Source organism: Rhizobium sp. Root708 (genome assembly GCF_001429725.1).
Classification (GTDB): domain Bacteria; phylum Pseudomonadota; class Alphaproteobacteria; order Rhizobiales; family Rhizobiaceae; genus Rhizobium.
This window is the reverse complement of the sequence record NZ_LMHV01000010.1, coordinates 21,527-44,415: the sequence shown is the minus strand read 5'-3', so window position 1 is coordinate 44,415 and position 22,889 is coordinate 21,527. Positions and strand designations below refer to the sequence as shown.

Sequence of the window (22,889 nt, the reverse complement as noted above, 5' to 3'; positions counted from 1 at the left end):
TCGGCAAAGTTGCGGGGGGAATTAGAGTTTTCATGGCGACGAAACAATCCAGCTTCAACTATGAGGAAATTCTGGCCTGCGGCCGCGGAGAACTGTTCGGCCCGGGTAACGCACAGCTTCCCCTCCCGCCGATGTTGATGGTTCATCGCATTACCGACATTTCTGAAACCGGCGGTGCTTTCGACAAGGGCTACATCCGCGCCGAATACGACGTGAAGCCCGATGACTGGTATTTCCCCTGCCACTTCCAGGGCAATCCGATCATGCCGGGCTGCCTCGGCCTCGACGGCATGTGGCAGCTGACCGGCTTCTTCCTCGGCTGGTTGGGCGAGCCCGGCCGCGGCATGGCACTCTCGACCGGCGAAGTGAAGTTCAAGGGCATGATCCGCCCGACCACGAAGCTCATCGAATACGGCATCGACTTCAAGCGCGTCATGCGCGGCCGCCTGGTGCTCGGCACCGCCGACGGCTGGCTGAAAGCCGATGGCGAAACTATCTACCAGGCAAGCGACCTGCGCGTCGGCCTGTCCAAGGACAAAGACGCCTGATTGCACCGGGCTTAGCTGCCCGGTTTCCAAGTTAGAAAAAACGAAAAGGTCGAAACACATGAGACGGGTAGTTGTTACGGGTCTGGGTGTTGTCTCCTCGATCGGCAATGATGCCACCGAGGTCACTGCGTCGCTGCGCGATGCCAAGTCCGGCATTTCCTTCTCCAACGATTTTGCCGAACACGGGTTCAAGTGCCAGGTGTGGGGTCGCCCATCGCTCGATCCGACCGATCTGGTCGATCGCCGCGCCATGCGCTTCCTGTCGCAGGGTGGCGCCTGGAACCATGTCGCCATGAAGCAGGCGATCGCCGATTCCGGCCTCGAAGAAAGCGACATCAGCAACAACGAGCGCACCGGCATCATCATGGGCTCGGGCGGTCCTTCGACGCGCACGCTGATCGAAGCAGCCGAGATCACCATCAAGAACAACAGCCCGAAGCGCATCGGCCCGTTCGCCGTGCCGAAGGCAATGTCCTCGACGGCATCCGCCACGCTCGCCACCTGGTTCAAGATCCACGGCGTCAACTACTCGATCTCCTCGGCCTGCTCGACGTCCGCGCATTGCATCGGCAATGCCGCCGAAATGATCCAGTGGGGCAAGCAGGACATCATGTTCGCCGGTGGCCACGAAGACCTCGACTGGACGATGTCGAACCTGTTCGACGCCATGGGCGCCATGTCCTCCAAGTACAACGACACGCCTGAGACCGCTTCGCGCGCCTATGACGCCACCCGCGACGGCTTCGTGATTGCCGGCGGTGCTGGCGTTCTGGTTCTCGAAGAGCTGGAGCACGCTAAGGCCCGCGGCGCCAAGATTTACGCCGAAATCGTCGGCTACGGTGCGACTTCCGACGGCTACGACATGGTCGCTCCGTCGGGCGAAGGTGCGATCCGCTGCATGCGCCAGGCGCTCTCGACGGTGAAGGGCGATGTCGACTACGTCAACACGCACGGCACCTCGACGCCTGTCGGCGACAGCAAGGAAATCGGCGCGATCCGCGAAGTGTTCGGCAACAAGATCCCGCACATCCAGTCGACCAAGTCGCTGACCGGCCACTCGCTCGGCGCTGCCGGCGTGCAGGAATCGATCTACTCGCTGCTGATGATGCAGGCCGGTTTCATCGGCGAAAGCGCTCATATCACCGAGCTCGACCCGGAATTCGACGGCGTGCCGATCGTGCGCAAGCGTATCGACGACGCCAAGATCGACATCGCGCTTTCCAACTCCTTCGGCTTCGGCGGCACCAACGCCACGCTCGTCTTCCAGCGCTACAACGGATAACAATATGACGGGAATCATGCAGGGTAAGCGCGGGCTTATCATGGGCGTTGCGAACAACCATTCCATCGCCTGGGGAATTTCGAAGGCGCTGGCAGCACAGGGTGCGGAACTTGCCTTCACCTATCAGGGCGACGCGCTCGGCAAGCGCGTCAAGCCGCTCGCAGCTGAAGTCGGGTCGGAATTCGTTCTGCCGTGCGACGTCGAGGACATTGCTTCCGTCGACGCAACAGTCGAGGCGATTAAGGAACGCTGGGGCACGCTCGACTTCGTCGTGCACGCCATCGGCTTCTCCGACAAGAACGAGCTCAAGGGCCTTTACGCCGACACCACGCGCGAAAACTTCAGCCGCACGATGGTGATCTCGTGCTTCTCGTTCACCGAGATCGCCAAGCGCCTGGCGCCGCTGATGACCGAAGGCGGCTCTATGCTGACGCTGACCTATAACGGCTCGACGCGCGTCATCCCCAACTACAATGTCATGGGCGTCGCCAAGGCGGCTCTCGAGGCCTCCGTGCGCTATCTGGCCGCCGATTACGGCCCGCGCGGCATTCGCGTCAACGCGATCTCCGCTGGCCCGATCCGCACGCTCGCCGGCGCCGGTATCTCGGATGCCCGCGCCATCCTGTCGTGGAACCAGCAGAACTCGCCACTGCGCAAGACGGTGACCATCGATCACGTCGGCAATTCGGCCCTCTACCTGCTCTCCGACATGGCGGCAGGCGTCACCGGGGAAATCCACTTCGTCGATGCCGGGTTCAACATCACCTCGATGCCGGCGCTTGATGCGTTACGCAAGGCAGACATGGAGTAAGACAAAAGGCGGCCATTGGCCGCTTTTTTACCTCTGAGAGTCGACAATGTGGGCAGCGTCGTGACCGCTGAAAAAACTCGGCACCTCCGAAGCGATCATTCCTGCTCCAGACACTGTCAGTAGTCCGAGAACGATCTTTCTAAAGGTCGCCTCGCTAATCCGCAGATAAAACCGAGCTCCAAGGATTGTTGGAAGCAACAACGCCGCTGCCACGATGGCAAACATCGGCAGCATTTTTGCTGTCACCATTCCCATGCCCACATAAGTGGCCATGGTGAAAGCAAGGGCCGCCAGATTGAAGTTCTGGATAATGGCCCGCTGCTCGTCCTTCTCCATTTGCCGCAGAGTGCACCAAAGCGTTGGTATAGGGCCTGAGAACCCGCCGATCCCGGCCATGATGCCGCCGATCACGCCAACGGCGCCATCGGCGATTTTGACTCCGATACGGACCGGCGGAATCTGACGCGCAAACAGCATAACCGGGCACCACATAATCAGCAGCAAACCAAGGATGGTCTTGAAAAGATGCGTGTCGAGCGACGGTAGAGCCGCGACTCCTATGGGTATGCCTGCGATACCGCCCAGAAGAAACGGCAAGAAGACCTTCAGGTTGAAGCAGCGCCGAACTGATATCATACCGGTGATTTGACCGGTAAGCGCACCAAAGACCACCAGCACTGCTGCCAATTGGGGCTCAATAGTCCATGCCCAAAAGGACATGGCTACGAGACCGAAAGCGAAGCCCGAGAGCCCTTGAACAAAACCTGCAACAACGGCTCCCAGCACGATCACTGCCATAGATTCTGACAACGGCCCCGGAGCCTACTTCTTCGCCCAGAGGACCTTGAAACGGGCATTGCGGCAGGTCTCGCCGCTCTCCTTGAAGTTCGCGGCCAGCACCGGCTCGTAAGGCAAGCCGCGATTGGCGACCAGCAGCAGGCGACCGCCGCCACGCAGCGCCGACGCGGCCGTCTTGATCATCGCCTGGCCGAGCGAGGGTTCTGCCGCATGGCCTTCGTGGAAGGGCGGATTCATGATCACGATATCGTACTTGTCCCTGACCGGTTCGCCTGCCAGATCATGCCAGAAGAAGCGCGCAGGCACGTCGGGGCAGTTCTCCTCCAGATTGGCCTTCGCTGCTTCCAGAGCGGCGTAGTTGGCTTCATAGAGATCAAGGCGGCTGACCCCGGGAGACCGCTGCGCCAGCGCGATGGAGAGATACCCCCATCCGGCGCCGAAATCCGCGACGTCGCCGGTGAAATCGGCAGGCAGGCGCGAGGCAAGCAGCTCCGAACCGTCATCGATGCGATCATGCGAGAACATGCCGGCTGAGGCCAGGAAGCGGCCGTCGACGCGCACGGGCGGCTTGGCAAACTTCCCGACGATCTCGCTGATATCGGCCGGGCGGCCAAACCATAGCGCGACACCGTGATACTTCGGCATGTACTCGATCTCGAGACCAAAGCCTTCCATGCGCTTGCGCAGAGACTGGATGCCATCCTCCTTGCCGCCAGCGATGACGATCAGGCCACCCATCTTCACGCGCTGAAGCGCGGCGGCGATGTTGGCCTCGTTCTCGCCCTTGTGCTTGCTGCAGAGGATGAGTGCCGCATCATAGTCCTCGCCTTCGATCTCAGGCGTGGTTTCGATGCGCTGGGAGAGCAGTTGCCGGTACAGCGATCGGAAGCCCTGTACGGCGTTCAGCGAGGCGGTAAAGCCCTCCGGCAGGGCGAAGCCTGCCTGAGCGCCGAGGAAAAGCACGCGCTCGCCCTCGCCGGGCGCCTCGACGGTGCCGCTTACAAAGGGGTGGAACAGTGTTTTCAGCGTCTCGCTGCTCATGGTTCTATCTCGTTCTTGAATACAAAAAGGGCGCGGAAACTACCCCGCGCCCATGAAGTCTCGGGAAGGCGCAGCTTACTCGGCCGCAGCTTCTTCCTTCTTCTTGTCGGCAGGGATTTCCTGGCCGGTTGTCTGGTCGACAACCTTCATCGACAGGCGGACCTTACCGCGCTCGTCGAAGCCGAGGAGCTTGACCCAAACCTTCTGGCCTTCCTTGACGACGTCCTGGGTCTTGGCAACGCGCTCGGAAGCGAGCTGCGAGATGTGGACGAGGCCGTCGCGGGCGCCGAAGAAGTTGACGAAAGCGCCGAAGTCGGCGGTCTTGACGACCGTGCCTTCGTAGATCTGGCCGATTTCCGGCTCGGCAACGATCGAGTGGATCCACTTGCGGGCCGCTTCGATTTCCTTGCCCGACGAAGAAGCGATCTTCACGGTGCCGTCGTCTTCGATGTTGATCTTGGCGCCGGTCTTTTCGACGATTTCGCGGATGACCTTGCCGCCGGAGCCGATGACTTCACGGATCTTGTCGACCGGGATGTTCATGACTTCGATGCGCGGAGCGAATTCGCCGAGCTGCGAGCGGCCTTCGGAGATCGCCTTCGACATTTCGCCAAGGATGTGCGTACGACCGCCCTGTGCCTGGCCGAGAGCGACCTTCATGATCTCTTCGGTGATGCCGGCGATCTTGATGTCCATCTGCAGCGAGGTGATGCCGTCGGCAGTACCTGCAACCTTGAAGTCCATGTCGCCAAGGTGGTCTTCGTCGCCGAGGATGTCGGAGAGAACCGCGAAACGGTCACCTTCGAGGATCAGGCCCATGGCAATACCGGCAACCGGCTTAGCCAAAGGAACGCCAGCGTCCATCAGAGCGAGCGAGGTGCCGCAGACGGTCGCCATCGAGGACGAGCCGTTCGACTCGGTGATCTCGGAGACGATACGCAGCGTGTAGGGGAACTGTTCAGCGGATGGCAGCATCGGGCGGATAGCGCGCCATGCGAGCTTGCCGTGGCCGATTTCGCGACGGCCCGGGGAGCCCATACGGCCCGTTTCGCCAACCGAGTAGGGAGGGAAGTTGTAATGGAGCAGGAAGCGCTCCTTGTACATGCCCGTCAGGCTGTCGACATACTGTTCGTCTTCGCCGGTGCCGAGCGTGGCAACAACGATCGCCTGCGTTTCGCCGCGGGTGAAGAGTGCCGAACCGTGGGTGCGCGGCAGGATGCCGACTTCTGAGACGATCGCACGAACGGTCGACAGGTCACGGCCGTCGATGCGGCTCTTGGTGTCGAGGATGTTCCAGCGAACGATCTTCGCCTGCAGGTGCTTGAAGGTCGCGCCGATGACTTCGGCGGTGTACTTCGGCTCAACGCCTTCAGGGAAGAAGTGTGCCTTGACCTTAGCCTTAACGGCGTCGACGGCAGCGTAGCGCTCAGCCTTCTGGGTGTTCTTGTAGGCGGTGCGCAGTTCAGCTTCGAACAGCTTCAGCATTTCGGCTTCGAGCTCGGAATGATCTTCCGGCTGGAAATCGCGAGGCTCCTTGGCGGCAACTTCAGCGAGCTTGATGATCGCGTCGAGAACCGGCTGGAAGCCGCGATGACCGAACATCACAGCACCGAGCATGACTTCTTCGTTGAGTTCCTTGGCTTCGGATTCAACCATCAGAACGGCGTCGTGGGTACCGGCGACAACCAGGTCCAGAACCGATTCTTCCATCTCGTCGAGATGCGGGTTGAGAACGTATTCGCCGTTGATGTAGCCGACACGTGCGCCGCCGACCGGGCCCATGAAAGGAACGCCGGAGAGGGTGAGCGCTGCGGAAGCGGCAACCATCGACAGTACGTCGGGGTCGTTCTCGAGGTCGTGCTGGACGACGGTGACGACAACCTGGGTGTCGTTCTTGTAGCCTTCCGGGAACAGCGGGCGGATCGGACGGTCGATCAGACGCGAAACCAGCGTTTCCTTTTCGGACGGACGACCTTCGCGCTTGAAGTAGCCGCCGGGGATCTTGCCGGCTGCGTAGGTCTTTTCCTGGTAGTTAACGGTCAGCGGAAAGAAGTCCTGGCCTGGCTTCGGCGACTTGGCCGAAACGACGGTGGCGAGAACCACGGTCTCGCCGTAGGTCGCGAGAACGGCACCGTCAGCCTGACGGGCGATCTTACCGGTTTCGAGCTTCAGCGGGCGGCCTGCCCACTCGATTTCCACACTATGGGTATCGAACATATGTCTTGTCCTTCAATGCGGGAGCATGCGCCTCGCCTCCAGGGCACGACGCACGGTCAACCGCAATCGGTGTGACGCATCATGGGCAAGACAACGGGAGGCTTTGCATTACCAGTCTCTCAGGGAGACCGGGCCAAAGCCTGTGAGGCTCTGGCCGAAAGCATCCGGCAATCCTGCCCCATGACAGGTCAACGGTTGGTTTAGCAGAACCGGCCCATCCGGGTCCGCCGGGTAATCCGCCACGCGTGGCGGGTGGGGAAATCTCCCCGGAAAAAATCCGGCGGGCGTCCCAAGGGGAGCGCCCGCCGAAAAATCATTAGCGGCGAATACCCAGGCTGGTGATCAGCTTGGTGTAACGGCCTTCGTTCTTCTTCTTGAGGTAATCAAGAAGCGAGCGGCGGCTGGAAACCATCGTCAGCAGACCACGGCGGGAATGGTTATCCTTCTTGTGGTCCTTGAAGTGGCCGGTCAGGTTGTTGATACGCTCGGTCAGGATTGCGACCTGAACTTCCGGAGAACCGGTGTCGCCTTCGAACGTTGCGTATTCCTTGATGAGAGCCGTCTTACGCTCAGCAGTAATCGACATCGGATGTTCCTTTCCATGAGAGGAGAATAGGTCGCCAAAAGCCGGGATGTCGTCCAGCTTTGGCCGCGAATGCATTCAAGCCATGCCTGATGCTGGCGCTGCGTATAAACCAAATGCGTTGCGATGGAAAGAGGCATGGCCGCACATGGCCGATTCGTCAGTTTCCAGCCATGGCATCGCGGATCATGGCATTGTACCCGTCTGGGTCCTGCAGCATGGCGAAATGGCTCGCATCCTTGAGGATCACCAGCTTGGCACCCGGAATCTGCTTGGCCATCATCTCGGTATGGTCGAGCTTGACGGCCTCGTCGTGATCGCCGATCGCCACAGTGACGGGCACCTTGATCTTGCCAAGGTCGTCGGCCGTCCAGGCGGGCTGGCTTGCCCACATGCCGGAAATTTGGGTGACGAAGGCATCATACTCGCTCGGCGTCGGCGACAGCTTCTTGTAGGTTTCGCCAGCGGCGTTGATATAGTCGCTGAAGGTCTTGTTGTTCATGACGTCGGCTTTGACGCCGTCGGTCGTCACGTTCGCCGCCTGCGCGATCACGCGAGCCAGCTTCTCGGGGTTCTTCATGGCCATGTCGATGCCGATGATGCCACCATCGGACCAACCGACCAGCGTCACCTTGTCGAGCTTCAGATAGTCCAGCAAAGCGACGTAGTCAGAGGTCATAAGATCATAGCCGAACGGCTGCTGGCTGCGCGTAGAGCGGCCATGTCCCCGGCTGTCGGCGACGATCACCCGATGATCTCTAGCGAACTCGGTCACCTGGTAGCCCCATACGTCGGCGCTGCCGAGCCCGCCGTGGATGAACAGGATCGGCTCACCCTCACCATACTCGGCGTAGTACATCTTGATGTCGTTGACGGGCGCCATGCCGCTCGTCTTAGGGGCCGGCATCGGCGGGAAGGCTGGTAACGTCGCCCAGCGCTCTCCCGAGGAGGCGCTTGCGTTCATCAAGACCGCCGAGAAGAACATGAGGATGCCGGCTGCAAGTCTGCGCATGACTATCTCCCTGATCCAAAGAGCTCCAAGGCCCGGATCAGGGAAACATATCTCAATGGCAAGGGCTGACAACTGCCATCTATGGTTTGCGCGGCCCTCGATCGAGCCGAAACCAGGGGTTTATCGAAGATCAGCCGAAGACGCGCTTCGGGCGGAATTCACCCTGGCCGATCTCGCCGATGGCGACCAGCTTGCCGCGGGCCGTCGCGTAGGCTTCGCTTTCCTCGACGGGCGCATCGCGGCCGCGCACGAGGATCGGGTTGCCCATCTTCAGGCGGTGGGCCTGGTCGTCGTTGACCACAAGATGCGGCAGCGAAGAGAGCGCTTCGCTGGTCTCGATCAGCATGGCATCCAGAGCTGCGAGCCGTTCGTCCGCATCTTCGACCGCCTCGAGCGCGATGAGATCGGCAAGCGGTATCATGGTCTCTTCGGCAAACGGAGCGACAAAGCTGCGACGCAGGCCGGAAATATGGCCATAGCAGCCGAGTTCGCGGCCGAAATCGCGTGCGAGCGCCCGTACATAGGTGCCCTTGCCGCACTCGACTTCGAAGTGCGCCGTATCGGCGTCCTGGCAGGACAAGAGCGTCAGACGGAAAATCTCGACCTCGCGGGACGGAATCTCGACCGCTTCACCTTCGCGCGCCAGATCGTAGGCGCGCTCGCCAGCGATCTTGATCGCGGAGAACTGCGGCGGAACCTGGCTGATGACGCCGGTGTACTTCGGCAGGAGATCACGGATCTGCTGTTCGCTTGGACGCGTGTCGGAGCTCTGCGTCACATCGCCTTCGAGATCGTCGGTCGCTCGCTCTTCACCCCACGTCACGGTGAATTCGTAGATCTTGCGGCCATCCATCACGTAGGGAACGGTCTTAGTCGCATCGCCAAGCGCGATCGGCAGCATGCCCGAAGCCAAAGGATCAAGCGTGCCCGCATGACCGCACTTCTGCGCCTTGAACAGCCACTTGATCTTCGAAACAGCTTCGGTGGAGCCGAAATCGACCGGCTTATCAAGGATCAGCCATCCCGAAATCGGGCGGCCCTTCGGTTTACGTGGTTTGGACATCAGTCTCTTCTACTATTTTTCTTCGGTATCGCCGTGGTCGAGATCGCGCTGGACCTCGGGCGAGCGCAGCAACTCGTCGATCTTCTTGTAGTTGTCGAAGCTCGTATCGTCGCGGAAACGGACTTCCGGCATGTACTTCATCTGCCGGAGTTGCGGGCCAAGACGGCCGCGGATGTATTTGGCGTGACGGTTCAGCGCCGCGATCACCGCATCGTGGTCAGCGACGCCGAGCGGCGTGACGAAGGCCGTCGCGACCTTCAGATCGGTCGACATGCGGACTTCGGAGATCGAAATCACGGTCTTCTCGATCACGTCGTCGCGCACTTCGCCGCGCTGCAGAACCTGCGTGATGGCGGCGCGAACCTGCTCGCCGACGCGCAGCATGCGCTGCGAAGGTGCGGAGGTTGTTGGTCTTGTTGCCATTGTTCTTTGCCTCAAAAGGTTCGGGCGCCGGCCTCATGTGATCCGGCGCCCGTCCAAAATTCTAGTCTCGCACGATCAGAGCGTACGGGTGATATGCTCGACGCGGAAGCATTCGATCGTATCGCCGGCACGGATGTCTTCGTAGTTTTCGAAGGCCATACCGCATTCCTGACCGACCGGGACTTCCGATACTTCGTCCTTGAAGCGCTTGAGCGTCTTGAGCTTGCCTTCGTGGATGACGACGTTGTCGCGCAGCAGGCGAACGCCCGCACCACGCTCGACCTTGCCTTCGACGACGCGGCAACCCGCGACCTTGCCGGTCTTCGTGATGTTGAACACCTCGAGGATTTCGGCATTGCCGAGGAAGGTTTCGCGGCGCTCCGGCGAGAGCAGGCCCGACATCGCTGCCTTCACGTCATCCACCAGATCGTAGATGATGTTGTAGTAGCGGATTTCGGTGCCGGCACGTTCAGCGGCGAGACGTGCCTGTGCGTTTGCACGGACGTTGAAGCCGATGATCGCGGCGTCTGAGGATTCGGCAAGCGCCAGATCCGACTCGGTGATGGCGCCGGCGCCCGAATGGACGATACGGGCCCGCACTTCGTCGGTGCCGAGCTTGTCGAGAGCACCGATGATCGCTTCGATGGAACCCTGCACGTCGCCCTTGATGAGCAGCGGGAATTCCTTGTAGCCGGTGTTCTGCAGCTTGCTCATCATCTGTTCGAGCGAACCGCGCTGGCCGGTCTGGCGGGCAACCGCCTTGTCGCGGGCCAGACGCTGGCGATATTCGGAAATCTCGCGAGCACGGCTCTCGTTTTCGACGACGGCGAACTTGTCGCCGGCAGCAGGCGTGCCGGACAGGCCAAGCACCTCGACCGGGGTCGCCGGACCGGCTTCCTTGACATGGTCGCCCTTGTCGGTGACGAGCGCGCGAACGCGGCCCCACTGATCGCCGGCAACGATGATCTGGCCAGGCTTCAGCGTGCCCTTCTGGACGAGAACGGTCGCAACCGCACCACGACCACGGTCGAGCTGGGCTTCGATCACGATACCTTCCGCGGTACGCGTCGGGTCGGCCTTGAGGTCGAGGATTTCGGCCTGCAGCAGGACGGCTTCGAGCAACTTGTCGAGGTTCGTCTTGTTCTTCGCCGAAACTTCGACGTCGAGAACTTCGCCGCCGAGCGATTCAACGAAGACTTCGTGCTGCAGAAGCTGCTGGCGGACCTTGTCCGGCTTGGCTTCATGCTTGTCGATCTTGTTGATCGCCACGATGATCGGAACACCGGCCGCCTTGGCGTGGCTGATGGATTCGATCGTCTGCGGCATCACGCTGTCGTCGGCCGCGACCACGAGGATCGCGATGTCAGTCGCCTGTGCACCACGGGCACGCATGGCCGTGAAGGCGGCGTGGCCGGGGGTGTCGATGAAGGTGATCTTCTGACCGTTCTGTTCGACCTGATAGGCACCGATGTGCTGGGTGATGCCACCGGCTTCACCAGAGACGACGTTTGCCTGACGGATGGCGTCGAGCAGCGAGGTCTTGCCGTGGTCGACGTGACCCATGATCGTGACGACTGGCGGACGCGAAACCATTTCGCCGGCATCGTCGGCCTTGTCGAAGATGCCTTCTTCAACGTCGGATTCCGAAACGCGCTTGACGGTGTGGCCGAATTCGCCGGCGATGATTTCGGCGAGGTCGGCGTCGATGACGTCGCCCGGCTTCATCATCTGGCCTTCCTTCATCAGGTACTTGATAACGTCGACGGCGCGTTCAGACATACGCTGCGACAGTTCCTGAATGGTGATGGTCTCCGGCAGGATGACTTCGCGGATAACCTTCTCGCGGGTTTCCTGCATCTGGCTGCGGCGGAACTTTTCCTGGCGACGGCGCATAGCGGCCATCGAACGGCCACGTGCGTTGCCGTCGTCATCCGTGCTTGCAGCGGTGATCGTCAGCTTTCCCTGGCGGCGACCATCGTCGCCCTTCGGACGCGCGGTAACAGGCTTTGCCGGTTCCGGACGCACGACGCGGCCACGCGCCGGAGCACCGGAGCGCGGTGCGCCACGATCATCTTCATCATTCTCACGGCGACCACGACCGGCAGGTCCAGGTGCAGCAGCACCCGGCGCAGGACGCGCCTGAGCCGGCGACGGGGCGCCATCGGGACGCCGTGCGGCGGGAGCCGAGGGCTGAACGCGTGGAGCTTCGGCGCGAGGCGCGGCGGCAGGCGCTGCAACTTCAGCCGGAGCCGCAGCAGCGGCAGCAGCCTCCGCCACACGGGCGGCAGCTTCTTCGACAGAGCGGCGCTTGGCTTCTTCAGCCTCGGCAGCCTGGCGCACGACTTCTTCAGCGGCACGACGCTTTTCTTCTTCGGCGCGGCGAACCGCATCTTCGGCATCGCGAACCTGCGCCATGGCAAGCGCGCGGCGGCGTGCATCCATTTCCTCAGGCGACAGATGGTTCAGAACCACCGGACGGGGGCGATCCTGCTGACGCGGAGGCTGAGAGGATGGCTGCTGCGGACGCGACTGCTGACCGCCGGCCGGCTGGATACGCGGCTGCGGCGCCTGCGGGGCGCGCGGCTGGTGCGCGCTCGGAGCGGCTTCGGTGCGTACCGGGGCGGGGGCGGAGCTTACGGGGGTGATCGGGCGCTCGTCTTCCGGACGCATCGGACGCCGCTTGCGGGTCTCGACAACGACCGCCTTGGTGCGGCCGCGGCCCATATCCTGGCGCACGGTGCCCTGGCTCATTCCCGACGGCTTCAGGCTCAGAGTCTTCTTGCCCGGTCCGTTCAGTGTCTTGTCGTCATTGCTATCGGTCATTCGTTCCCGTTCCTTCGGACAGGGAGCGATGACGTCATCAAGCCCTGTCGTTCAAATACTGTCGATCAATGATGTAGCAGCCGGACGATGCCGGTGACCGTATCATTGTTTTTGCCGGCCAGCGCCGCCCGGTGCCCGGGACTGACCGCCATTACGGTACTGTTCGAGCATCTTTGCGCGCTTCACTACACCCTCACCCGCCTGCCCTGCAAGCACTGCAGCATGGATAAAAGTGTTCTGGCCCATCACCCCTTCCATTTCGTCCTCCGAGAAGAGACGTAAGGAAGGTATTTCGTTCTCGGTTTCCATTCCGAGATGCCAGGCCTTGCGAGCCTGGTCTATTTTTCTCACGCCATCTTCGGCGGCATTCGTGGCGTGGAAGACCGCAATTGCGGCTCCACTTCTAACCGCGGCATCCACTTTCGCGGAGCCGGTAACGAACTGGCCTGCCTTGCGGGCCATGTTCATCATCTGCATCAGCTGCTGCGAAAGCAGCTTCTCAACAACCTCGCCAAGATCGGCGGACACCTTGACGTCCGCCTTCAGGGCACGGGCGAAGAGCTTCTTCGCCACAGCCTTCTCGACCAACAAGCGGTCGATCTTGACCCAGCAGCCGCGCCCCGGAAGCTGTCGCTTCAAGTCGGCCACCACAGTCCCATCGGGAGCAGCGACGAAGCGGATCAGCTCATCCGGCGATCCGCTTTCGCGCGTCACGATGCACATGCGACCGTTCGCGTCATATCCTGCAAGATCATCGTCTTCAGGCGAAACGGCCGGCTCATGCGCGGACATCACACTTCTTGCTCGACCTCGGAAGCTTCTTCAGCTTCCGTGTCCTTTGCGAGGTCCTCTTCGGTGATCCAACCGGCAGCAAGGCGAGCCTGAACGATCATCTGCTCAGCCTCGACGCGCGATACGTCGAACTTGGAAAACAGACCTTCGAACTTCTTCGTCTCACCGTTCTTGCGTTCGCTCCAGCCAACGAGATCGTCAGCTGCGCAGCCTGCAAAGTCCTCGATCGTCTTGATGCTGTCCTCGCCGAGCGCGACCATCATCTGGGCAGTCATGCCGTCGATGGTGCGCAGCTCGTCGGCAACGCCAAGCGACTTGCGCTTCTCGTCCATCTCGGCTTCGAGCTTTTCGAGAAACTCGCGGGCGCGGGTCTGAATTTCCTGCGCCGTGTCTTCGTCGAAACCATCGATCGAGGCGATTTCGTCGAGATCGACGTAAGCCAGTTCTTCAACGGCTGCGAAGCCTTCCGAGGCCAGAACCTGGCCGACCATTTCGTCAACGTCGAGCGAGTCCATGAACAGGTTGGTGCGCTCGTTGAATTCCTTCTGACGGCGCTCCGACTCTTCGGCTTCCGTCATGATGTCGATGTCCCAGCCGGTCAGCTGCGATGCCAGGCGAACGTTCTGACCGCGGCGGCCGATGGCCAGCGACAGCTGCTCGTCCGGAACCACGACTTCGATGCGCTCGGCATCTTCATCGAGAACGACCTTGGCGACTTCAGCCGGCTGCAGGGCGTTGACGACGAAGGTCGCCGGATCCTGCGACCACGGAATGATGTCGATCTTTTCGCCCTGGAGCTCGCCGACAACGGCCTGAACGCGCGAACCACGCATACCGACGCAGGCGCCGACCGGATCGATCGAACTGTCGTTCGAGATCACGGCGATCTTGGCGCGCGAACCCGGATCGCGGGCGACCGACTTCACCTGGATGATGCCGTCATAGATTTCCGGCACTTCCATGGTGAAGAGCTTGACCATGAACTGCGGATGCGTGCGCGACAGGAAAATCTGCGGGCCGCGCTGTTCACGACGAACATCATATACGTATGCACGGACGCGATCGCCATAGCGGACGTTTTCGCGCGGGATCATTTCGTCGCGGCGGATGATGCCTTCGCCACGGCCGAGGTCGACGATGACGTTACCGTATTCGACGCGCTTGACGGTGCCGTTGACGATTTCGCCGACGCGATCCTTGAACTCGTCGAACTGGCGATCACGCTCGGCTTCGCGAACCTTCTGGACGATGACCTGCTTGGCGGACTGAGCGGCGATACGGCCGAAATCCATCGGCGGCAGCGGATCGGCGATGAAATCGCCAAGGGCTGCGTCCGGGTTGCGGTCGCGGGCCAGCTCAAGCGGAATCTGGGTCGAATAGTCTTCGGCCTTTTCGACAACTTCGAGCAGACGCTGAAGACGGATTTCGCCGGTCTTCGGGTTGATGTCGGCGCGGATGTTGGACTCGGTACCGTAGCGGGAGCGCGCTGCCTTCTGGATCGCGTCTGCCATTGCGGCAAGCACGATCTCGCGGTCGATGACCTTTTCGCGCGCCACTGCATCTGCGATCTGCAGAAGTTCGAGCCGGTTCGCACTGACTGCCATTGTCTTTTCTCTCCGTCTAGGCGTCCCGGGTTCCCGTCCCTGGCGCCACAAGTTGATCGGTTATTCTTGGTCTTCAGCGTCGTTCTGGTTCGCGGCCTCTGCCTTCGCCAGCTTATCGGCGCGCAGGGCATCACGGATCAGATCGTCGGTCAAAATGAGCTTCGCATCGGCAAGCGCCGTGAACGGAATGACGATATTCTGTTCCTCACCCTCGGAAACCTGATCACGCTCAAGCGTGAAACCGTTTTCGTCGGTGGCGACGATCTTGCCACGGAAGCGCTTGCGATTGCCGACCATGATCGACGTTTCGCACTTCAGCAAATGTCCAGTCCAGCGCACGAAATCGGACTTGCGCACCATCGGCCGGTCAATACCCGGCGAGGACACTTCCAGATGATACTCTTTATCGATCGGATCTTCCACATCGAGAACTGGAGAAACGGCCACCGAAACCTCTTCGCAGCCCTCGACGTCCATGGTTCCATCGTTGCGCTCGGCCATGATCTGCATAGTGGCGCCGTTCTGGTTGAGCATGCGCACACGGACCAGACGGTAGCCGATGTCAACAAGCACGGGCTCGATAATGTCGGCAAGACGCTGATCGAGACCGGTCTCGATGATCAGCCGTGGCTCAAGTTCATTGTTGGCGTTCGTCGGATCCGACAAGCGATGCGCTCCTAGCAATTTCATGCATGGTGGGTGATCGCGGTAATAAAAAAGAGCGGGTCCTTGCGGCCCACTCCTCATCAAACGATCAAGATTTGAGAGCCATATAGTCCCGTTTTTCCCAAAATGCAAGCTCCGTCGGCAAGCTCGGGATCCACCCCGGCGCTAGCCAGAGACAGCTTTCGGAATATATTGGCTTCGAGGGACCGCTGAGGGAGGGATCGTGCCTTACACATCGTCGACACTGGCGCCGTTGCGGCACGAGACGTACCGGACGATCTGGTTCGCAAGCATCGCCTCGAACTTCGGGGGGCTTATTCAGGCCGTCGGTGCGGCCTGGATGATGACGACCATCACCTCGTCGGAGAATATGGTCGCGCTCGTGCAGACATCGACAGCGCTGCCAATCATGCTTTTCTCGCTGGTTTCAGGGGCACTCGCCGACAGTTTCGACCGGCGCCGGGTGATGTTGGCGGCACAATACTTCATGCTCGGCGTCTCCGCGCTGCTTAGTGTTTCGGCCTATTTCGGCTGGCTTTCGCCGTGGCTGCTGCTTTTCTTCACCTTTCTGATCGGCTGCGGCACCGCACTGAACAATCCCTCATGGCAGGCTTCCGTCGGCGATATGGTGCCGCGCGCGGACCTGCCCGCGGCCGTCACGCTGAACAGCGTCGGCTTCAACATCACCCGCAGCGTCGGCCCGGCGATCGGTGGCGTGATTGTTGCGGCAGCGGGCGCGGCGGCGGCCTTTGCCGTCAATGCGCTCAGCTACTTCGCGCTGATCTACGCGTTGGTGCGCTGGAAACCGAACCTGCCGGTCTCCACCCTGCCGCGGGAGACGCTCGGCAGCGCGGTGTTTGCGGGCCTCCGCTACGTGTCGATGTCGCCCAACCTTCAGAAGGTGCTGCTGCGTGGCCTCATCTTCGGGATCAGCGCCAGCTCCATCCTGGCGCTGCTGCCGATCGTGGCAATCGACCTCGTTGTCGGCGGTCCACTCACCTACGGCCTGATGCTCGGCTCCTTCGGGATCGGGGCGATCGGCGGTGCGATGCTGAACGATCGGCTGCGCGAACGCTTCTCGAGCGAGACGATCGTGCGCATGTCCTTCACCGGCTTCGCGCTGAGCGCCACGATCGCCGCTTTCAGCCCGATTGCCGCGCTGACCTGCGCCGGACTGGTGATATCGGGCGCCTGCTGGGTCCTGGCCTTATCGCTGTTCAATACGATCGTGCAACTCTCGACGCCGCGCTGGGTCGTCGGTCGCGCCCTGTCGCTCTATCAGACGGTGACCTTCGGCGGCATTGCCGGCGGGAGCTGGATCTGGGGCGTTGCCGCCGACCAATACGGCGTTTCCAACGCCCTGCTGATCTCCGCCCTTGTCATGCTGTTCGGCATCGTGATCGGCCTGCGCTTTTCGATGCCGGCCTTCGCCTCGCTCAACCTCGATCCTCTAAACCGCTTCACCGAGCCGGCGCTCGGCCTTGATATCACACCGCGCAGTGGCCCCATCGTCGTCCAGATCGACTACGAAATCGCGGATGCCGACGTGCCGGAGTTTCTGTCGCTGATGGGCGAGCGGCGGCGTATCCGCATTCGCGATGGCGCCCGCAACTGGGCGTTGATGCGCGACCTCGGGAAGCCGGGACGGTGGACGGAGACCTACCACACGCCGACCTGGGTCGAATATATCAGGCACAATCAACGCCGCACGCAGGCCGATGCCGAGAACATCGAGCGGCTGCGCGAGCTGCACCGTGGCGAAGACCTGCCGCAGGTGCACCGACTGATCGAGCGCCAGGCGATCCCGCCGAATGACGACGTCTTCTACAAGGCGCCGATCGACCTCCACCATTGAGACAAGCCATGCATTCCTTCCGCCCTGCCCGCTCTTCCGATCTGGCTGATATCATCGACCTGCTTGCCGACGACGCTCTTGGAGCTGTGCGGGAAGTCGTCACGAATCCACCCGATGCCAGATATATCGACGCATTCGCGGCGATCGCGGCCGATGCCAACCAGTTGCTGGCCGTTGCCGTGGATCAGGGTGATCGTGTCGTCGGTTGTCTGCAGCTGACGTTCATTCCCGGCCTTTCGCGGACCGGCATGTGGCGCGGGCAGATCGAAAGCGTGCGCATCGCCAAGGACGAGCGCGGATCCGGTCTCGGTTCTGACTTCATCGAATGGGCGGTGGCGCGCTGCATCGAGCGCGGCTGCGGTCTGGTGCAACTGACCTCCGACAAATCGAGGGCGGACTCGATCCGCTTTTACGAGAGGCTGGGGTTTGTCGCGAGCCACGAAGGTCTGAAGCGCAGCCTCTAGACCTACTTCAGCTTGCCGATCATCGACGCCTCGGGGTAGCAGGTCGGCTTCATTCCATTCTTTTCCTGCCACTGGCCGATGGACCTGCGCGTCTTGTAGCCTGGCAACCCGTCGGAACCGCCGACATCGTAGCCCTTCTTTTCAAGCGCCTTCTGCATCGTCGCGACGTCGGATCTGAGCATCTTGCCGACATCGCCCCACGGCCCCTGGAAGGCCCCGGAGCCATAGGCGATCCGATCGGCGAGGTTGCCAATGTAAAGCGCATAGAGATCGGAGTTATTGTACTCCTTGATCACGTAGAAATTCGGCGTAACGACGAATTCCGGCCCATCGCGACCGGCCGGGACGAGCATCATCCCGGATGCCTTGCCTTCATCGGAAGGGAAAGCCTTGCCCGATATTCTGACAATGCCGAGCGATGCCCAATGCGATACAGGCTTGGCGAGATCCGGCCCCTCCTGCGCGCAGGACACCTGCGCCGGAATCGTCACCTCGTAGCCCCATCCTCGGCCGCGCTGCCAACCCTTCTGCACCAGGAAATTGGCAATCGAGGCAAGGGTGTCGGGCACCGACGTCCAGATATTAGGATGGCCGTCGCCGTCGAAATCGACCGCATATTTCAGATAGCTGGTCGGCATGAATTGCGGCTGGCCGAGCGCCCCGGCGGATGACCCCTTGAACTCGGCCGGCGTTGCGTCGCCGCGATCGATGATGTGCAGGGCCGCGAGAAGTTCCGTGCGGAACATCTCCTTGCGCGTCGACATGAAAGCCTTGGTGGCCAGCACCTCAATTGCCGAGTTCGGGATCTTGGCGGCACCGAACCCGGTTTCGCGACCCCAGACAGCCAGGACGATCGATCCCGGAACCCCGTAAGTCTTCTCGATCCTCTTCAAGGCGGAGGCATATTGCGAGGCAAAGCCGCGGCCGGTGGCAGCCAGCCGCTTCAAGCGGTCATCATTGAAATAGGGTGCCGGAGAGGAGAATTCGGCCTGCGTCTGCTTCTGCTCCCTCGGCGGCGGAAAGCCGGGAGGCGCGAGATCCGTCAGGCTCCAATTAAGTTCGACACCGGCGAACGACGCACGAAACGCCCGTTCCGAAATGCCGTTCTTCCGTGCTTCCGGCCAGAGATCGTTCTGCACCCATTTCTCGAACCGCGCTTCGACATCGGCCTTCGACGCGGAAAGTGCCGGCGTGCACGACAGCGCCAAGAGCGCTGCCGTCGCGGTCAAAAGGCGGCCGAAAATGCGCTTGCTCATGTTTCCCCCTAGATTGCCGTGCGTGCCCTGAGCGCCGCCTGGAGCGTTCCCTCATCGAGATAGTCGAGCTCGCCGCCGACCGGGACGCCGTGGGCAAGTCGAGTGATCTTGACGTCCAGCCCGGTCAGCTGGTCTGTTATATAGTGTGCTGTCGTTTGTCCCTCGACCGTCGCATTGACGGCGATGATGAGCTCGCGGATGCCGCCCGCAGTGACGCGCTCGATCAGGCCGCGAATGTTGAGGTCATCGGGCCCGACCCCATCCAGTGGCGACAGGGTGCCGCCGAGAACATGGTAGGCCGCGTTCAGCGCAGCGGCACGTTCCAGCGCCCACAGATCGGACACATCTTCGACGACGATGATGACGGACTGGTCGCGTCGGTCGTCCGTGCAGACGGTGCAGGGATCGACCGTATCGACGTTGCCGCAGCGTGAGCAGATCTTCACCTTGTCGTAGGCCTCGCCCATCGCATTCGACAAGGGGCCAAGCAACTGGTCCTTCCTCTTGATGAGATGCAGCGCGGCGCGGCGCGCTGAGCGCGGGCCAAGGCCGGGCACCTTTGCCAGAAGCTGGATCAGTTTTTCGATTTCGGGGCCGGTGACTCGCTTTGCCATGAGCGGTTATTAGCCCATATGCTGGAGAAACGGAAACAGGTTGGGAGAGCCGATCGAATGAAAATCCTCGCCGTCTGCATCGGCAGTGCCGAGCGACTGCCCGGCAAGAGTTACAAGACGGGCATCTACAAGCATCCCATCAACGGCAGCGTGCCGGTTGATGCCGAAGGGCTGGTCGGCGATGCTATCTGTAACCGCAAGCACCATGGCGGCGTCGACCAGGCGGTCTATCTCGAGGGGTCGCTGACGCTCGACTGGTGGTCGGCGGAACTGGCACAACGGGTCCAGCCGGGCACATTCGGGGAGAACCTGGTAATCGACGGCCTCGAAAACCGCATCGTTTGCGTCGGAGATCAATTCATAGTCGACGATCTTGTTCTAGAGGTCACCAGTGCGCGTATTCCATGCGCGACCTTCGCCGCGCGAATGGGCGACCCTGGCTTCGTCAAGCGCTACACCAAAGCCGCCCGGCCGGGCATCTACTGCCGTGTGATCAAAGGTGGGGCGATTGCCGCCGGGATGGCCGTCGAGCATCTCCCCTACAGCGGTGAAAAGGTGACCATGCCGGAAATGATCGCCACCTTCGGCAAGGTGCTCGGGCCGCAGGATCGTGACCGCTATCTCTCAGCTCCTGTTCATTACAAGCTTCGCGATATACTGAACGCCCAAGCCGGCTAGGCGAGTGTCGCCTCGAACGCGGCGACCATCTCCCTGCCTTCGGCCCAATCGCCAAGTCCGCTCTTGCCGTTCAGATGGCCGCGCGCGCCTACCTCGGTAAACACACTACCCCAACCGGCCGCCAAAGCACGAGCATGCGCGATTGAACCATAGACATCATTGGTGCTCGCGATGACGAGCGACGGAAAGGACAAAGCGCGCCGTTGCGGGAATGCAAAACCGGACGCCTCAGCGGGGAAGACGGTTTCCGCGGGATCCGGTGGTGCAACAAACACGGCACCCGCCACGCGACGAGTTGTTCCGGCCGCCCAATGGGTCACGAGAAGGCAACCCAAGCTGTGCGCAACAAGCAGCGGTGGGGTATCCGATCGCTCGACCTCACTCTCCAGCGCCGCGACCCAATCGTCCAATTCCGGCCGCTCCCAGCTCGACGGCTCAAAGCGCCGTATCCTTCGATCCGCCGCCTGCCATCGCGATTGCCAGTGCATACCGTCCGAGCCACCGATTCCCGGCACCATAACTATGTCTCTCATCCGACTTTCCTTCTCGCTGCCAATCGCCAGACTGGCACGCGAATGCGCTGCTTGACATATGAATGTATCGGGAAAGACTTATCGCATCCGATGAATGATAGGTGACGACCCCATGAATGAGCCGATAGACCGACAACTGGACCCGACGGACTTTTCGATCATCGAGATCATGCAGGAAGATGGCCGGATCTCCGTTTCCGAACTTGGCCGGAAAATCGGCCTGTCGCAGCCCGCGACATCGGAGCGGCTGAAGCGACTGGAGGAGCGCGGCATCATCGGAGGTTACGGCGCCCGTATCAACGCAGCAGCCGTTGGGCTCGGAATGATGGCAGTCATGCGATTGCGTACAACGCACGAGCACATCGGTCCCTGTCTCAAGCTATTTTCCGAGATGCCGCAGGTGATCGAAGTGCTACGACTGACGGGAGAGGATTGTTTCATCCTGAAGGTGCTGGTTCCGACGCCATCCGATCTGGAGGCGATCGTTGATACCGTTGCGCGGCACGGTTCGGTGACGACGTCACTGGTTCTCAGAAGCGAACCGGCAAAGCCGATCGGTCGTGATCTCATCCGGCAAACGAGGAATGGACGATAGCTTGCCCTTGCTGTGACGGGCTATCCGCCTAAATCCCTTCGAACGGAATGCCAATCGAAGGAGGCTCGCATGTCCGTTTTCAAAATCACCGTTGCCATATTTGGCGTTGTCATCGGGGCGGGCGTGTCCGCGACGCCAGCGGCGGCGGCCACGCGCGTCCAGGCCGGCTCTCTGACCTGCGATATTTCGGAAGGTTTCGGTATGATCCTCGGATCGAAACGAGACATCAATTGCATGTTCACGCCATCGCAGCCCGGTCCGGTGGAACACTACAAGGGAACGATCACCAAGATCGGCGTCGATATCGGCGTGCTGAAGGGCGGCTCGCTGATCTGGTATGTCTATGCCCCGACAAACCACACGGATGGCGTTCTGCAAGGCAGCTATTCCGGTGTCGCGGCCAATGCCACGCTCGGGCTTGGGCTCGGAACGAACGTCCTTGCCGGCGGTCTCGACGGTTCGGTTGCCCTACAGCCGCTATCGGTCGAGGGGACGTCGGGCCTCAATGTCGCGGCAGGTATCGCCAACATGAAATTGACCTACGAGCCGCCGCCGAAAGCGAAGCCCGCGAAACACCACACTCAAAAACACACCAAATAGTCAGCGCATCGCGATTGCAACAGCGGCGCCGGCCATCGTGCCGGCGCTCGCGCGGTTTGCCATGCGAACTGCGCGGCGGCTTTTCAGAAAACCGCGCGCCTTGGCAGCAAGCAGCGTCCAGCCGATATCGATGACGATCAGCACCAGGAACATCGTCGCGACAAGCTCGGCCCAACCGACAACAGTTACAGCGCGAACATCGATGATGGATGGCAGGAGCGCCATGTAGAACATCATGATCTTCGGGTTGCCGAGCGTCACCGTCATTCCGGCGAAGAAAAGCTTTAGAGGCGATTGCGCGTTCGGTAGCGCCTCGCCTTCCCCGTCTGGCGAGGCGAACCACATCTTCAGTGCGAGATAGAGCAGATAGCAGACACCGAGCCATTTGATGACTACGAAGGCGTAGTGGAAGGTTTCCGCAATCGCGGCCAAGCCGGCGACAGCACAGGTCAGCCAGATGGCTTCACCGACCCACATGGCGGCCAGAAAGGGAAGAACGTCGCGCGCGCCCTTGGAAATGACACGCGCAACAAGTGCCGCGACACTCGGCCCCGGAGAGCCTGCTGCCACGAATAGCGCGCAGGCAAAAACCAACAGGCTGGTCAAACTCATATTCAACCTCCTACGGCGC

Annotated in this window: 23 protein-coding genes; 8 read left to right on the top strand and 15 right to left on the bottom strand. The window is 61.2% G+C overall.

What is annotated here, in order from left to right; all coding sequences use genetic code 11:
• The first annotated feature begins 32 nt into the window (after window positions 1-32).
• Genes fabA through fabI form a run of 3 tightly spaced genes read left to right on the top strand, consistent with a single transcriptional unit; the run spans window position 33 to window position 2,641 of the window.
• Window positions 33-548, top strand: coding sequence for a 3-hydroxyacyl-[acyl-carrier-protein] dehydratase FabA (fabA, locus tag ASE04_RS09750; RefSeq protein WP_056815810.1), 516 nt, complete (start codon window positions 33-35; stop codon window positions 546-548).
• Between the two features lie 58 nt (window positions 549-606).
• A complete protein-coding gene (gene fabB / locus ASE04_RS09745; protein ID WP_056815807.1) occupies window positions 607-1,830 on the top strand; it encodes a beta-ketoacyl-ACP synthase I in 1,224 nt (407 codons plus the stop codon).
• Window positions 1,831-1,834: 4 nt separating this feature from the next.
• Window positions 1,835-2,641, top strand: a complete 807-nt coding sequence (fabI, locus tag ASE04_RS09740; RefSeq protein WP_056815803.1) for an enoyl-ACP reductase FabI — start codon at window positions 1,835-1,837, stop codon at window positions 2,639-2,641.
• 27 nt (window positions 2,642-2,668) lie between these two features.
• On the opposite strand, the gene ASE04_RS09735 is transcribed toward fabI, so the two are convergent.
• The 11 genes from ASE04_RS09735 to rimP form a co-directional block, all read right to left on the bottom strand.
• Window positions 2,669-3,439, bottom strand: a complete 771-nt coding sequence (locus tag ASE04_RS09735; RefSeq protein WP_056815800.1) for a sulfite exporter TauE/SafE family protein — start codon at window positions 3,437-3,439, stop codon at window positions 2,669-2,671.
• A 24-nt stretch (window positions 3,440-3,463) separates the two neighbouring features.
• Window positions 3,464-4,480, bottom strand: coding sequence for a class I SAM-dependent methyltransferase (locus tag ASE04_RS09730; RefSeq protein ID WP_056815796.1), 1,017 nt, complete (start codon window positions 4,478-4,480; stop codon window positions 3,464-3,466).
• Window positions 4,481-4,555: 75 nt separating this feature from the next.
• Complete coding sequence (gene pnp / locus ASE04_RS09725; RefSeq protein ID WP_056815793.1) at window positions 4,556-6,697, bottom strand: polyribonucleotide nucleotidyltransferase; 2,142 nt, start codon at window positions 6,695-6,697, stop codon at window positions 4,556-4,558.
• Window positions 6,698-7,013: 316 nt separating this feature from the next.
• Complete coding sequence (gene rpsO / locus ASE04_RS09720) at window positions 7,014-7,283, bottom strand: 30S ribosomal protein S15 (protein ID WP_025659731.1); 270 nt, start codon at window positions 7,281-7,283, stop codon at window positions 7,014-7,016.
• A gap of 157 nt (window positions 7,284-7,440) precedes the next feature.
• Window positions 7,441-8,292: an alpha/beta fold hydrolase gene (locus tag ASE04_RS09715; protein WP_056815790.1), complete on the bottom strand. Its 852-nt coding sequence runs from the start codon at window positions 8,290-8,292 to the stop codon at window positions 7,441-7,443.
• 130 nt (window positions 8,293-8,422) lie between these two features.
• Window positions 8,423-9,355: a tRNA pseudouridine(55) synthase TruB gene (truB, locus tag ASE04_RS09710; protein ID WP_056815787.1), complete on the bottom strand. Its 933-nt coding sequence runs from the start codon at window positions 9,353-9,355 to the stop codon at window positions 8,423-8,425.
• Between the two features lie 12 nt (window positions 9,356-9,367).
• A complete protein-coding gene (gene rbfA, locus ASE04_RS09705; RefSeq protein WP_056815785.1) occupies window positions 9,368-9,778 on the bottom strand; it encodes a 30S ribosome-binding factor RbfA in 411 nt (136 codons plus the stop codon).
• 75 nt (window positions 9,779-9,853) lie between these two features.
• Window positions 9,854-12,601 carry a translation initiation factor IF-2 gene (gene infB / locus ASE04_RS09700; RefSeq protein WP_056815782.1) on the bottom strand — a complete coding sequence of 916 codons (2,748 nt, stop codon included), beginning with the start codon at window positions 12,599-12,601 and terminating at the stop codon, window positions 9,854-9,856.
• 102 nt (window positions 12,602-12,703) lie between these two features.
• Window positions 12,704-13,393: an RNA-binding protein gene (locus ASE04_RS09695; protein WP_056815779.1), complete on the bottom strand. Its 690-nt coding sequence runs from the start codon at window positions 13,391-13,393 to the stop codon at window positions 12,704-12,706.
• The gene (nusA, locus tag ASE04_RS09690) at window positions 13,393-14,997 is read right to left on the bottom strand and encodes a transcription termination factor NusA (protein WP_056815775.1); all 1,605 of its coding nucleotides are present in this window, start codon (window positions 14,995-14,997) and stop codon (window positions 13,393-13,395) included. Before nusA ends, ASE04_RS09695 begins: the two co-directional genes overlap by 1 nt.
• A 60-nt stretch (window positions 14,998-15,057) precedes the next feature.
• Window positions 15,058-15,663: a ribosome maturation factor RimP gene (rimP, locus tag ASE04_RS09685; RefSeq protein ID WP_056815772.1), complete on the bottom strand. Its 606-nt coding sequence runs from the start codon at window positions 15,661-15,663 to the stop codon at window positions 15,058-15,060.
• A 223-nt stretch (window positions 15,664-15,886) separates the two neighbouring features.
• Between rimP and ASE04_RS09680 the strand changes: the two genes are divergently transcribed.
• Together ASE04_RS09680 and ASE04_RS09675 are read left to right on the top strand one after the other, a co-directional pair.
• A complete protein-coding gene (locus ASE04_RS09680; RefSeq protein ID WP_056815770.1) occupies window positions 15,887-17,518 on the top strand; it encodes an MFS transporter in 1,632 nt (543 codons plus the stop codon).
• Window positions 17,519-17,526: 8 nt separating this feature from the next.
• Window positions 17,527-17,982: a GNAT family N-acetyltransferase gene (locus ASE04_RS09675; protein ID WP_056815766.1), complete on the top strand. Its 456-nt coding sequence runs from the start codon at window positions 17,527-17,529 to the stop codon at window positions 17,980-17,982.
• 2 nt (window positions 17,983-17,984) lie between these two features.
• Here ASE04_RS09675 and ASE04_RS09670 read toward each other — a convergent pair whose 3' ends face one another.
• Together ASE04_RS09670 and recR are read right to left on the bottom strand one after the other, a co-directional pair.
• Window positions 17,985-19,238, bottom strand: coding sequence for a lytic murein transglycosylase (locus ASE04_RS09670; protein WP_056815763.1), 1,254 nt, complete (start codon window positions 19,236-19,238; stop codon window positions 17,985-17,987).
• 8 nt (window positions 19,239-19,246) lie between these two features.
• Window positions 19,247-19,852 (bottom strand): recombination mediator RecR, encoded by a 606-nt coding sequence (recR, locus tag ASE04_RS09665; protein WP_056815760.1) that lies wholly within the window; start codon window positions 19,850-19,852, stop codon window positions 19,247-19,249.
• A gap of 57 nt (window positions 19,853-19,909) precedes the next feature.
• On the opposite strand from recR, the gene ASE04_RS09660 reads away from it, so the two are divergent.
• The gene (locus ASE04_RS09660) at window positions 19,910-20,530 is read left to right on the top strand and encodes an MOSC domain-containing protein (RefSeq protein WP_056815757.1); all 621 of its coding nucleotides are present in this window, start codon (window positions 19,910-19,912) and stop codon (window positions 20,528-20,530) included.
• Here ASE04_RS09660 and ASE04_RS09655 read toward each other — a convergent pair.
• Window positions 20,527-21,063, bottom strand: coding sequence for an RBBP9/YdeN family alpha/beta hydrolase (locus tag ASE04_RS09655; protein WP_056815755.1), 537 nt, complete (start codon window positions 21,061-21,063; stop codon window positions 20,527-20,529). The genes ASE04_RS09660 and ASE04_RS09655 overlap by 4 nt on opposite strands.
• A gap of 112 nt (window positions 21,064-21,175) precedes the next feature.
• Here ASE04_RS09655 and ASE04_RS09650 point away from each other — a divergent pair, with 112 nt between their 5' ends.
• Both ASE04_RS09650 and ASE04_RS09645 read left to right on the top strand, forming a co-directional pair.
• A complete protein-coding gene (locus tag ASE04_RS09650) occupies window positions 21,176-21,658 on the top strand; it encodes an Lrp/AsnC family transcriptional regulator (RefSeq protein ID WP_056815932.1) in 483 nt (160 codons plus the stop codon).
• A 69-nt stretch (window positions 21,659-21,727) separates the two neighbouring features.
• Window positions 21,728-22,258 carry a DUF992 domain-containing protein gene (locus tag ASE04_RS09645; protein WP_056815752.1) on the top strand — a complete coding sequence of 177 codons (531 nt, stop codon included), beginning with the start codon at window positions 21,728-21,730 and terminating at the stop codon, window positions 22,256-22,258.
• Here the strand turns inward: ASE04_RS09645 and ASE04_RS09640 are convergent, their stop codons facing one another.
• Window positions 22,259-22,870 carry a LysE family translocator gene (locus ASE04_RS09640; protein WP_056815749.1) on the bottom strand — a complete coding sequence of 204 codons (612 nt, stop codon included), beginning with the start codon at window positions 22,868-22,870 and terminating at the stop codon, window positions 22,259-22,261.
• Window positions 22,871-22,889 lie beyond the last annotated feature (19 nt).